This window comes from Gluconacetobacter asukensis (assembly GCF_014174375.1).
In the GTDB taxonomy this organism is placed as follows: Bacteria; Pseudomonadota; Alphaproteobacteria; order Acetobacterales; family Acetobacteraceae; genus Gluconacetobacter; species Gluconacetobacter asukensis.
Genome location: NZ_JABEQE010000022.1, coordinates 13,938 through 26,553, shown reverse-complemented (window position 1 = coordinate 26,553; position 12,616 = coordinate 13,938). Strand labels below are relative to the sequence as shown.

At 70.9% G+C, this 12,616-nt stretch carries 9 protein-coding genes; all 9 read right to left on the bottom strand.

Translation table 11 applies throughout. The features are described 5' to 3' along the window. Positions 1-92 precede the first annotated feature (92 nt). From HLH35_RS17595 to gltX, 9 genes are read right to left on the bottom strand one after another with little or no spacing between them, the layout of a single operon-like run. Positions 93-431 (bottom strand): DUF1491 family protein, encoded by a 339-nt coding sequence (locus HLH35_RS17595; protein ID WP_182968582.1) that lies wholly within the window; start codon positions 429-431, stop codon positions 93-95. 36 nt (positions 432-467) lie between these two features. Then, a complete protein-coding gene (locus HLH35_RS17590; RefSeq protein ID WP_182980392.1) occupies positions 468-2,069 on the bottom strand; it encodes a S41 family peptidase in 1,602 nt (533 codons plus the stop codon). Beyond that, positions 2,069-4,336 (bottom strand): ribonuclease R, encoded by a 2,268-nt coding sequence (gene rnr, locus HLH35_RS17585; protein WP_182980391.1) that lies wholly within the window; start codon positions 4,334-4,336, stop codon positions 2,069-2,071. The genes HLH35_RS17590 and rnr overlap by 1 nt, the downstream gene beginning before the upstream one ends. A 2-nt stretch (positions 4,337-4,338) precedes the next feature. Further along, on the bottom strand, positions 4,339-7,059 hold the full coding sequence (topA, locus tag HLH35_RS17580; protein ID WP_182980390.1) for a type I DNA topoisomerase: 2,721 nt from the start codon (positions 7,057-7,059) through the stop codon (positions 4,339-4,341). Between the two features lie 36 nt (positions 7,060-7,095). Further along, positions 7,096-8,271 (bottom strand): DNA-processing protein DprA, encoded by a 1,176-nt coding sequence (dprA, locus tag HLH35_RS17575; RefSeq protein ID WP_182980389.1) that lies wholly within the window; start codon positions 8,269-8,271, stop codon positions 7,096-7,098. Beyond that, positions 8,268-8,903, bottom strand: a complete 636-nt coding sequence (plsY, locus tag HLH35_RS17570) for a glycerol-3-phosphate 1-O-acyltransferase PlsY (protein ID WP_182980407.1) — start codon at positions 8,901-8,903, stop codon at positions 8,268-8,270. Before plsY ends, dprA begins: the two co-directional genes overlap by 4 nt. Then, entirely contained in the window at positions 8,903-10,216 is a 1,314-nt protein-coding gene (locus tag HLH35_RS17565) for a dihydroorotase (protein ID WP_182980388.1), read from the bottom strand. The genes plsY and HLH35_RS17565 overlap by 1 nt, the downstream gene beginning before the upstream one ends. Beyond that, complete coding sequence (locus HLH35_RS17560; RefSeq protein ID WP_182980387.1) at positions 10,213-11,178, bottom strand: aspartate carbamoyltransferase catalytic subunit; 966 nt, start codon at positions 11,176-11,178, stop codon at positions 10,213-10,215. Before HLH35_RS17560 ends, HLH35_RS17565 begins: the two co-directional genes overlap by 4 nt. Further along, a complete protein-coding gene (gltX, locus tag HLH35_RS17555; RefSeq protein WP_182980386.1) occupies positions 11,175-12,575 on the bottom strand; it encodes a glutamate--tRNA ligase in 1,401 nt (466 codons plus the stop codon). The genes HLH35_RS17560 and gltX overlap by 4 nt, the downstream gene beginning before the upstream one ends. Positions 12,576-12,616: the final 41 nt, after the last annotated feature.

The following is a 12,616-nucleotide window of genomic DNA, read 5'->3' as shown; positions in this document are numbered from 1 at the left end:
GGTGGCATGCACGGCGGCCTGACCGGCGCCGGACGGTCGTGAGGGGACGGGTGTGGAGCGCATGACACACCCGCGAGGTTCCCGACAGGAGGTCAGAGCAGGGTTGCCTCGAACGGTGGGGTGAGGTCCGGGGCGTCGAATTCCAGCACCCACAGGTCCGGGTCGCGCCCCACCTGCCGGGCGACATAGGCGTCGGCGGCGGCCTGGTCGACCGGGTCGGGTCCGGTGCCGCGAAGCCAGGCTGGGCTGCCATCCGCCGTGCGGGTCTGCGCCAGGACCGACAGGCGGCCATCCCGCCCCAGCAGGACGACCAGGATGCCGCCCGCGTCCGCGTCGCCGCGCCGCAGGACCATCGCCGGATGGCCGCTCTGGTTCGCGTGCCGGACCACGGCGGAGACCCACAGGCCGGCGCGCAGGCGGGCTTCGGTCACGATCCGGCCTCCCGGATCGGGCTGCCGGGCAGGGCCTTACTCCGCTTGGGGTGCATAGGTGCCCTCCTCGGGGATGGCGGACAGGGCGGCGCGATATTCCGCCGGATTGTCGAGCAGCGACCGGGCGGCGTCCAGGTCGGAATCGGTGCCGATCGCGGCGGGGCAGGCCTTGCGCAGGTCCAGGATGTGCGACACGGCGACGGGGAAGCGGACGGCGCGCGTTGCCTGCACGGTGTCGCGCATGTCCACCTGGCCGGCCGCGAGGTCCTGGAGCTGCCGTTCCAGGTCGGCCTCGCCCCGGCTGGTGCAGACCTGCGGCATCACGCCCAGCCCTTGCAGCGGCCAGCCCAGCGGCGCCAGGACGCGGCTCCAGGTCACGAACAATTCGCCGCCGTCGGGCATCTGGCCGATCGTCTGCACCAGCCCCTTGCCCAGCGTGGCGCTGCCGACCACGACGGCGCGCTTGTGGTCGGCCAGGGCGGCGGCCAGGATCTCGGCGGCGCTGGCGGTACGCCCGTCGACCAGCACGACGATGGGCACGCCGCCGGTCATGTCGCCGCCCTGCACGGCCCAGACATGGTTGGCCTGGGCGTCGCGCCCATGCGTGACCACCGCCACGCCGCGATCCAGCACCAGGGCGCTGGCCGTCACGGCCTGCTGCAGCACGCCGCCACGGTTGCCGCGCAGATCCATCACCAGCCCGCGCAGATGCGGGTCGTCGCCCGCCTGGTCCAGATACTGGCTCATTTCCTGCGCGGTATCGGCGGAAAAGGCGGTGATGCGGATGACCACCACATGCCCGTCGGCATAGGCAAAGACCGTCTCGGGCGGGACCGAGGCCCGGTGCAGTGTGATCGTGCGGCGCGCGCGCTCGTCCCCCACCAGCAAAGTCACCTTGCTGCCGGGATCGCCCAGCAACCATTGCGTGACGGTCTGGGGAGTCTGGTCGCGGGTGGAGCGGCCGTCGACCGCGTAGAGCCGCTGCCCGACCACCAGGCCCGCCGGCCAGGCCGGCCCGTTGGCGTTGACCGCCGTGATCAGGATCGAGCGCGCATCCCGCCCCAGGGTCAGGCCCGTTCCGGCCTCGCCGCCGGTGCGGGTGTCGCGGTCGGTCGTCGCCGGGGCGGGCGCGACGTAGCGCGAATACGGGTCCATATGGTTGAACAGTTCGTCGAAGAACCCCTGCAGCAATCCGCCGCCGCCCGCGTCGCGCACGGCGGACGACCGGCCCCATGCCGCCTGCATCAGCCGCACCGCCAGGTCGGTCCAGCCGGCCTGGTCAGTTTCGGCGGGGTCGGGCACGCGCAGCAGCACGTCCTGCCCGAAGGCCAGCTGCACGGTGCCGTCCCGGTCCGTCACGGTCAGGGCGGGGTCGATCGCGCTCAGCCCGTTCAGGCCCCACAGGCAGAAATCGCGCGAGGTATGGCTCTCCAGCGTGCGGGGCAGCAGGAAGGTCAGGGCCGCGTTGAGGACGGCCTGCGTCATGCTGGTGTCCAGCGCCGGGCGGGCCGCGTCGGCGGCCGCCAGCCTGGGCGTCATCAGGTAGATGACGACCAGCATGATCGCGACCGACCGCGCCGGCAGCCGCAGGGGCCGCCGCCGGCCGATCCACCCCGACGAGGCGGCCCGGGGGCGCATCAGCGCGGGCGCTGGCCGCGGGCGCGGCGCGCGGGCACGGGCGGCGGGTCCGTCAGGGTGAAGAGCAGGCCGCCCGTCACGGGCGTCGCCTCGGCCAGGCGCACGGTGACCGGCTGGCCCAGGCGCAGGACCAGTCCGCTGTCGCGGCCGCGCAGGGTGTGGGTCTTGTCGTCATGGGTCCAGACATCGTCGGGCAGGGTCGATACCGGCACCAGACCGCTGGCCCCGGTCTGCGTCAATGTCACGAACACGCCGAACCGGGTCACGCCCGACACATGGCCGGTAAATTCCGTACCAACCTGATCGGCCAGCCAGGCGGCGACATAGCGTTCGGTCGTCTCGCGCTCGGCCAGGATGGCGCGTCGTTCGGCGGTGCTGACCTGCGCACCGATCTCCTCCAGCTTCGCCGCGTCGGCGGCGGGCATGGCATCGGGCGGGTGCGTGCCCATGCCGATCAGCGCCCGATGCACCATCAGGTCGGCATAGCGCCGGATGGGGCTGGTGAAATGGGCGTAGGACGACAGCGCCAGACCGAAATGACCGATATTGTCGGGACTGTATTCGGCCTGGCTCTGCGCGCGCAGGATGGTCTCGCTGACCAGCGTGGGCGCATCGCCCTCGGCGGCGCGGGCCAGCACCCCGGCCAGGTCGCGCGCATGCAGCGCGCCGACCGGCGGTACGGCGAAGCCCATGGCGGACAGATTGTCACGCATCGCCTCCGCCCGTTCCGGCGAGGGCGGGGCGTGGATGCGGTACAGGCACGGCCGACGGCGGCGTTCCAGTTCCTCGGCGGCGGCGACGTTGGCCAGCACCATGAAATCCTCGATCAGGCGATGGCTGTCGTGGCGGATGCGGGGCTCGATGGCGGTGATCCGCCCGGTCTCGTCGAGTCGCACCACCCGTTCCGGCACGTCGAGTTCCAGCGTGCCACGTTGTGCCCGCGCCGTCGACAGGGCACGCCAGGCATCGAACAGCGTGGCCATCATGCCCTCGGGCAGCGGGCTGTCCTGCTGGCCATCCGCAATCGCCTGCACCTCGTCATAGGTCAGGCGCGCGGCGCTGCGCATGATGCCCCGGCCGAAGCGGTGGCGCAGTTTCCGGCCCTCCGCATCGATATGGATTTCGACGAACAGGCAGCCCCGATCCTCGCCGGGGCGCAGCGAGCACCAGCCGTTCGACAGCGCCTCGGGCAGCATCGGCACCACCCGGTCGGGAAAATAGACCGAATTGCCGCGCCGCCTTGCCTCGCTGTCCAGCGTCGAGCCGGGGCGCACGTAATGCGCCACGTCGGCGATGGCCACGATCAGGCGGAAGCCGGTGCCCTCCGGCCCGGACCAGGGCTCGGCATAGACGGCATCGTCGAAATCGCGGGCGTCGGCGCCGTCGATCGTGATCAGCGGCACGTCCCGCAGATCCTCGCGACCCTCGGCGGACACGCCGCGCGCGCGCTCGGCCTCGGCCAGCGCATCGGCCGGGAACTGGTGGGGGATGGCGTGGGTGTGGATCGCCAGCAGGCTGACCGAGCGGGCGTCGCCCATCGGGCCCAGCCGTTCGACGATCCGCACCGGTTTCAGCCCGTGCCCGGCCATCGGCAGCGGCTCGGCGACCACGATCTCATCATGCTCGGCGCCCATCGTCTCGCCCGCCGGGACGATCCATTCGGCCTTGGACCGGCGGTCGGCGGGCACGATGCGCCCGGCTTCCTGCACCCGGCGCGGCGCGGCGGCCGGATCGGCCGGGGTGGCGCGGAACAGGCCGACGACGCGCCCCGGCGCGTCGGTCAGCCGGCGCAGGGTGCGGCCCTCGTAACGGCCCGGCCCGACGCGCTTGAGGCGCGCCACCACCCGTTCGCCCGGCGCCAGGGCCGGGCGGCCCTTCTGCTCGGGATGCATGAAGATGACCGGTGCCGGCCCGTCGCCCTCCCACATCACGGGGCGGGCGATCGGGTCGCCGTCCGGGTCGGTGCCGGTGACCTGCACCACCGTCGCCTCGGGCATGGCGGCGGACGCGCGGAAGCGGCGCGCGCCGGCCGGAACCAGCGCGCCGTCCAGCGCCAGCTCGCGCAGCATGTCGCGCAGCGCCGCCTTGTGTTCCGGACCCAGGCCGAAGGCGCGCGCGATCTCGCGCTTCCCGACGCGGCCGGTGGCCTCGGTCACGAACCGGCGCAGGGTTTCGCGATCCGGAAGCCCCCCGGCCCGGGAGGGGCTGGAGAGATCGGGCAGCGTATCGGGCGGCGGCTGAGGGTCGGAAGGCTTCCTCCCCTCCATCGTCACTCGACCTTGGCGGTCGTGCGCCGGCTTCGCTTCGCCGTGCCTTCGGCGGCGGCTTTGGCCGGGGCCGCCTTTTTGGCACGGGTGGTCTTGGGGGCCGGGGCATCCGCCCCGTCGGCGGTGGCCTCCGTCTTCGCGGTTTTTGCCGCCGTCTTGCGGGTGGTGGCCTTGGCGGTGGTCTTCTTGGCGGCGGCCTTGCCCTTGGGCTTCAGCGGCTTGCCCTTTTCGGCCAACAGCGCCACCGCCTGGTCCAGCGTCACGTCTTCCATCGCCTCGCCGCGGGGCACGTTCACCACCATCTGGCCGTGCTGGATGTAAGGCCCGAACCGGCCCTTGCGCACCATCACCGGCTCGCCATCCTTGGGATGCGGCGCAATGGTGCGGACCGAGGCCAGCTTGCGCGCCAGCACGTCGACCGCGCGGTTGAGGCCCACGGTCAGGATGTCGTCATCCTTGTCCAGCGACCCGTAGATGGCGCCCATCTTCACATACGGCCCGAACCGGCCCAGCCCGGCCTCGATCGGCTCGCCGGTCTCGGGGTGGGTGCCGACGATGCGCGGCAGCGAGAGCAGGCCCAGCGCCTGTTCCAGCGTGATCTTGTCGCCTTCGATGCCGCGCGGAATGGTGGCGCGCTTCGGCTTGGCCTTCTTGTCCTCGGGGTTGGGTTCGCCCTGCTGGACGTACAGCCCCCACGGGCCGCGTTTGACGGTCACGTCCTCGCCGCTCGGGGCCTGGCCCAGCACCCGCATGCCGTCCTTCAGCGTGTCGGCCTCGCCTTCCTCCTTCGAATCCACCACCAGGCGGCGGGTGAACTGGCAGGTCGGATAGTTCGAGCAGCCGATGAAGGCTCCGTAGCGTCCCAGTTTCAGCCCCAGCCGGCCGGTGCCGCAGGCGGTGCAGACGCGCGGGTCGGTGCCATCGGGGCGGGAGGGGAAGAAATGGGGGGCCAGGTCGGCGTCCAGCGCGTTGATGACGTCGGAGATCTTCAGCTCCTTCGTCTGGTCGACCGCGTGGGAGAAATCGCGCCAGAAGGCCGACATCACGTCGCGCCAGTCGGCACGCCCGCCCGAGATGTCGTCGAGCTGTTCCTCCAGCCCGGCCGTGAAGCCGGTATCGACATAGCGTTCGAAGAACGAGGTCAGGAACGCCGTCACCAGCCGGCCCCGGTCCTCGGGCACGAAGCGCCGCGCCTCGAGCCGCACGTAATTGCGGTCGCGCAGCACCGACAGGATCGAGGCATAGGTGGAGGGCCGGCCGATGCCGATCTCTTCCATCTTCTTGACCAGCGACGCTTCCGAATAGCGCGGCGGCGGCTGGGTGAAATGCTGGTCGGCTTCGACAGTGCCGGTCTTCAGCGGGTCGCGCTCGCGCATCGGCGGCAGCATGCGGCTTTCGTCGTCCTGCTCGTCCTTCGTCGCGGCGTCGTCGCGGCCTTCGCTGTAGAGTTTCAGGAAGCCGTCGAAGGCGATCATCGAGCCGTTGGCGCGCAGGGTCGCAGCACCGGCGGCATCCGCGATCTCCACGATCACCTGGTCCAGTTCCGCCGACTGCATCTGGCTGGCGACCGAGCGCTTCCAGACCAGTTCGTACAGCCGCCGCTGCTCGTCGCTCAGATAGCGGGCGACTTCGGCGGGCGTGCGGGCGACATCGGTGGGGCGGATCGCCTCATGCGCTTCCTGCGCGTTCTTGGCGCGGGTGGAATAGATCCGGGCCTTTTCCGGCACATAGGGGGCGCCGAAGCTGCTGCCGATATGCTCGCGGATGGCGGTGATGGCCTCGCCGGCCATCTGCACGCCGTCGGTTCGCATATAAGTGATCAGGCCGACCGTCTCGCCGCCCAGATCGATGCCTTCGTACAGTTGCTGCGCGACGCGCATCGCCGCCTGGGCGCCCATGCCCAGCTTGCGCGAGGCTTCCTGCTGCATGGTGGAGGTGGTGAAGGGCGGCGGCGGGTTGCGGCGGACCTTGCGCCGCTCGACCGAGCGGACCGCGAACTTGCCGCCCTCGACCGTCGCCTTGGCCGCCATGGCCCCGGCTTCGTCATGCAGGTCGAACTGGTCCAGCTTGTGGCCGCCCAGATGCGTCAGGCGCGCGGTGAAGGGCGCGCCTTCGGGGGTGGTGAACTGGGCGGCGACCGTCCAGTATTCGCGGCTCTTGAAGCTCTCGATCTCGGCTTCGCGCTCGCAGATCAGGCGCAGGGAGACCGATTGCACGCGCCCGGCGCTGCGCGACCCCGGCAGCTTGCGCCACAGGACCGGCGACAGGGTGAAGCCCACCAGATAGTCCAGCGCGCGGCGGGCCAGATAGGCCTCGATCAGCGGCTGGTCGAGGTCGCGCGGATGGGCCATCGCGGTGCGGATGGCGGATTTGGTGATCTCGTTGAAGGTGACGCGCTGGACGTCCACGCCCTTCAGCAGCTTCCGCTCCTCCAGCATGGCGCGGACATGCCAGGAAATCGCCTCGCCCTCGCGATCCGGGTCAGTGGCCAGGTACAGGTTCTTGGCCCCGCGCAGCGCCTTGGCGATGGCGGCGATCTGCCGGTTGCCGCGCTCGTCGGCTTCCCAGTCCATGGCGAAATTCTCGTCCGGGCGGACACTGCCATCCTTGGGCGGCAGGTCGCGGACATGGCCGAACGACGCCAGAACGGTAAAGCCGTCTCCCAGATACTTGTTGATCGTCTTCGCCTTGGCAGGCGATTCGACCACGACCACGTCAGTCATTCTGTCTCCGGATCACGCGTCTCGTTCCGGCGTCCGTCAGCCTCCGTCGGATTGGGATGGAAGGACGACACTCCCGCCGGGAAGGGTTTCAATGTCGCCTGCCAGTTCCAGTTCCGACAGTACGGTCAGGATCGCCGATGTCGAGAACTGGCAGCGCCGTACAAGATCGTCAACCGGCGTTGGCGTGAATGACAGCAGAGTCAGGATCGCCTGACGGATATCGGACACACTCCCGCCGGGGTCGGAGGGGGGCACGGGACCGGCCTGGACCGGCGGTTCCGGCCAGGAGGCGGTGCTTTGCGCCAGGCCGCCGGGACGCGTGCCGGTGCTGGTGGAAAAGAGGTCCCCGGCCGCTGCGTCGGGCAGTTCGGCCAGGATGTCGTTCTCGCTCTCGGTCAGGATCGCGCCGCGCCGCAGCAGGGAATTTGCGCCCCGGCTGCGCGGGTCGAGCGGCGATCCGGGCACGGCGAAGACCGTGCGGCCATAGCCTGCCGCCAGGTCGGCGGTGATCAGGCTGCCCGAGCGCAATGCGGCCTCGACGACCACGCAGCCCAGCGACAGGCCGGCGATCAGGCGGTTGCGGCGGGGGAAATGCCGGCTCTGCGGCGCGACACCCAGCGGGGTTTCGGTGATCACCGCCCCGTATTGCGCAATCCTGTCCTGCAATTGTGCGTGTTCTGCCGGATAGGGGCGATCCAGGCCGCCCGCGACGGCGGCGATGGTCGTGCCGGCGCGTAGCGCGCCGACATGGGCGGCGGCATCGATGCCACGCGCCATGCCCGAGACCACGGTAACGCCCTGCACCGCCAGGGTGGCGGCCAGGCTTTCGGCCATGCGTGCACCGTTGGAGGAGGCATTGCGCGCCCCGACGATCGCAATACAGCACCCGTTCAGCCGGGCCGGGTCGCCCAGGACCGAGAGTGCCGGCGGCGCATCGTGGATGGCGGCCAGAAGCGGCGGATAGTCAGGGTCGCCCAGCATCAATATCCGGCCGCCCAGCGCTGCCGTGCCCGCGATTTCCGCGGCGATCTCGTCCTCGGGCGGGATGCGTAGCGTCCGCGCCCTGCCGGCGGCCTTGGCCCGTGCGGGCAGGGCGGACAGCGCGCTTTCAGCGTCGCCGTAATCGAGCAGCAGCTTGCGATAGCCGACCGGGCCGACGCCTTCGCTGCGCGCCAGGCGGAGGCGCGCGGCCAGCGGCCCGGGCGGTGTCACGGAGTCTTCCGCCCGATTCGCGGTTCGGTTCCGGTGAGCAGGCGGCGGATATTGCCGTGGTGCCGGGCGATGACCAGCAGCGCGATCAGCAGCCCCGCCACCGGGATCGGGCCGCGCGGGTCGCCGTTCAGCACGGCGAGCAGCACCGGCATGGCCACGAACGCGGCCAGCGCCCCGGCCGACGAGATCTTCGTCAGCTTTGCCACCCCCAGCCAGAGGGCGCAGCAGGCGAGGCCGGTCAGCGGCGACAGCGCCAGCGCCGCCCCCAGCCCGGTGGCCACGCCCTTGCCGCCCTTGAATTTCAGCCAGATGGGGAAGCAATGGCCGATGACGGCGAACAGGGCCGCGACCGCCATCGCCGGTGCGGTATGGAACGGCGACAGGATGAAGCCGCACAGCACCGCGAACGCACCCTTGCCGCCATCCAGCAGCAGCGTCGCTGCCGCCAGCCCGCGCCGGCCGGTGCGCAGCACGTTGGTCGCGCCGATATTGCCCGATCCGATGGCGCGGATATCGCCCGCGCCGCCAAGCTGCGTCAGCAACAGGCCGAAGGGGATGCTGCCGATGCCGTAGGCCAGCACGGCGATGGCCCCCAGCAATTGCAGGACATAGCCGGGGAGCGTCTCGGTCATCATGCCGCGTCCTGCCCGTAGACCTGGCGCCCGGCCTTCCATGTGCCCAGCACCCGGCCTTCCACCGCCCGCCCGTCGAAGGGCGTGTTGCGGGCCCGGCCCGGCAGGGCGTCGGCCTCGATCTTCCACGCGCGATCCAGGTCGAACAGGCAGAGATCGGCCTCGGCCCCATCGGCCAGCGTGCCGGCGTCGCTGCCCAGCAGGGTGGCGGGCCGGTGGGTCAGCAGGCCCAGCGCGTCGATCAGCGACAGCGTGCCGCCATGGACTCGCGCCAGCGTGACGGCCAGCAGCGTGGCCAGCCCGGTGCCGCCGGCCGAGGCCACGGCGAAGGGCTGGCGCTTGTCGTCGGCGTCGCAGGGCGCGTGGTCCGAGGCGATGGCGTCGATCGTCCCATCCGCCAGCGCGGCGCAGACGGCCAGCCGGTCTACTTCGCCGCGCAGCGGCGGCGACAGTTTGGCATAGGTGCGGAAATCGCCGATCGCGGTTTCGTTCAGGTCGAAATAGGGCGGCGCGGTGTCGCAGGTCACGCGCAGGCCGCGCGCCTTGGCCGCCCGGATCAGCTCCAGCCCTTCCGCCGTCGAGACATGGGCGAAATGCAGCCGGCCGCGCGTCAGTTCGGCCAGGCGCAGGTCACGGGCGATCATGATCGCCTCGGCCGCCGTGGGAATGCCCGGCAGGCCCAGGCGCGTCGCCAGTTCGCCATCGGTGGCGCAGCCGCCGCGCGCCAGCGACGGGTCCTCGGGGTGCTGGACCACCAGCGCGTCGAAGCCCCTGGCATAGGTCAGGGCCAGCCGCATCATCCGCGCATCGGCCAGCGCGCGCGTGCCGTCGGTGAAGGCGACCGCCCCGGCCTCGTCCAGCAGGCCGATCTCGGCCATCTCGGTGCCTTCGCACCGCCGCGTCAGCGCGCCATAGGGCAGGATCGAGACCGTGCCCGTTTCCTCGCCGCGCGCGCGCAGGTGCCGCACCAGTGCCGGATCGTCGATCGCCGGCTGGCTGTTGGGCAGCACCGCCATGGTGGTGACGCCGCCCGCCGCCGCCGCCCGCGCGGCCGAGGCCACCGTTTCGCGATATTCGAATCCGGGCTCGCCGATCGCCACCCGCATGTCCACCAGGCCGGGGCACAGTACCGCGCCGCCGCCATCGACCTGCCGGGCGCCCTCGGGCACGCCTTCGGCGCCCGGCAGGTCGGTGCCGGCGATCACGCCGCCCTGGACCAGCAGGCGTCCGGGCCGGTCCAGCCCGCGCGCGGGGTCGATCAGGCGGACATTCTCGAACAGGATCGGCGGGGCCGAGAGGGGAGAGGCGGTCACGTCTGGTCTCCGGCGCGCGACAGCAGGTCCAGGACGGCCATGCGCACGGCCACTCCCATTTCGACCTGTTCGCGGATCACGCTCTGGTCTGAATCGGCGACGCGGCTTTCGATCTCGACGCCGCGATTCATCGGGCCGGGATGCATCACCAGCGCCTCGGGCCGGGCCAGGGCCAGCCGCTTGAGGTCCAGCCCGTAGAAACGGAAATATTCGCGCGGGCTGGGCACCTGGCCGCCATTCATCCGCTCGCGCTGCATGCGCAGCATCATCACCACGTCGGCGTCGCGCAGCCCGTCTTCCATCGTGTAATGGACATCCACGCCCAGCGCGCCGATGGCGCCTGGGATCAGCGTCGGCGGCCCGACCACCCGCACGCGCGCGCCCATGGCCGTCAGCAGGTGGATGTTCGACCGTGCCACCCGGCTGTGGCTGACATCGCCGCAGATCGCCACCGTCAGCCCGTGCAGCGTGCCGAAATGCCGGCGGATGGTCAGTGCGTCCAGCAGGGCCTGGGTTGGGTGCTCGTGGGTGCCGTCGCCGGCATTGATCACGCAGGCCTCGACCTTGCGGGCCAGCAGCGCCGGCGCGCCGGACTGCGAATGGCGCACCACCAGCAGGTCGGTGCGCATCGCGTTCAGCGTCGCGGCGGTATCCAGCAGCGTCTCGCCCTTGTTCACCGACGAGGTGGCCACCGTCATGTTGACCACGTCCGCCCCCAGTCGCTTCGCGGCCAGCTCGAACGAGGTACGGGTGCGCGTGCTGTCCTCGAAGAACAGGTTGATGACCGTGCGCCCGCGCAGCCGGTCGCGCGGCGTCTGGCGCGAGCGGTTCATCAGCGCATAGCTCTCGGCCAGGTCCAGGAAGGGCACGATCCGGGTCGGATGCATGCCCTGGAGACCCAGCAGGTGCCGCCCGTGCTGCGGGAAGAACCGGGGCGGCGCCGCGCGCGGGCTGTCGTTCATCGGGCGACGGCTCCCAGCCGCGCCATCACCTCGTCCCTTCCCAGGGCGGCCAGCGTGGCGTCGATGCCGGGCGAGGTCGCGCCGCCGGTCATCGCGGCGCGCAGGGGCTGGGCCACCTGGCCCAGCTTGTGGCCGTGATTCTCGGCGAAGTGACGCAGGGCGGCGTCGATCGAGGGCGCATCGAAATCCGCCAGCACAGCCAGTTCGCGGGCCAGCAGGCCCAGCATGGCGCGGGCCTCGTCGGTCAGCAGCTTCTCGGCCTTGGGGTCGAAGGCCAGCGGCACATGCCGGCCCAGGAAGGCGGCGCTGTCGGCCAGTTCGACCAGCGTCTTCGCACGCTCCTTCAGGCCGGGCATCAGGGTGAGCACGCGCGCGCGCAGCGTGTCGTCCACGGTCACGCCCTCGCGCCCGGCCAGGCGTTCCAGCACGTCGTCGGTCAGGCGCGCATCGTCGGCCTGGCGCAGCCAGACGCCGTTCAGGTGCGACAGCTTGGCGTAATCCATGCGCGAGGGCGACCGGCCGACGCCGTCCAGGTCGAACAGCTGGATCTGCTCGTCGCGCGACAGGATCTCGGCATCGCCGTGGCCCCAGCCGAGACGCAGCAGATAGTTGTTCAAGGCCTCGGGCAGGTAGCCCATGTCGCGGAATTCCACGACCGACTGCGCGCCGTGGCGCTTGGACAGCTTGGCGCCGTCCGGCCCGTGGATCAGCGGCAGGTGCGCGAATTTCGGCAGGTCCCAGCCCATGGCGCGATAGATCATCGCCTGGCGGAACGTGTTGGTCAGGTGGTCGTCGCCCCTGATGACATGGGTGATGTCCATGTCATGGTCGTCCACCACCACCGCCAGCTGATAGACCGGCGTGCCGTCGGCGCGCAGGATGATCATGTCGTCCATTTCGGCATTGGCGACGCGGACATCGCCCTGCACCAGGTCCTGGATCACTGCCTCGCCCTCGCGCGGGGCGCGGATGCGCACGGTATAGGGCGCGCCGGGCGGGGCTTCGGACGGATCACGATCGCGCCAGTAGCCGTTGTAGCGGGGCGGCTTGCCCTCGGCCATCGCCTGCTCGCGCATCTGCTGCAGTTCTTCCTGCGTGCAGTAGCAGCGATAGGCCAGGTTCTGCGCCAGCAGATGATGCGCGATTTCGGCATGCCGGGCCTGGCGCGTGGACTGGAACACCGGTTCCTCGTCCGGGGTGATGCCCATCCAGGCCAGCCCGTCGAACAGCACGTCGACCGCATGCTGGGTCGACCGCTCGCGGTCCGTATCCTCGATACGAAGCAGGAATTTTCCCCCATGGTGGCGGGCATAGAGGAAGTTGAACAGGGCGGCGCGGGCGTTGCCGATATGCAGCAACCCGGTCGGGCTCGGTGCGAAGCGCGTACGAACGGTCATGAGCCGGCTCCTTACCATGAGACGCTGTTTGCCGACAGGGG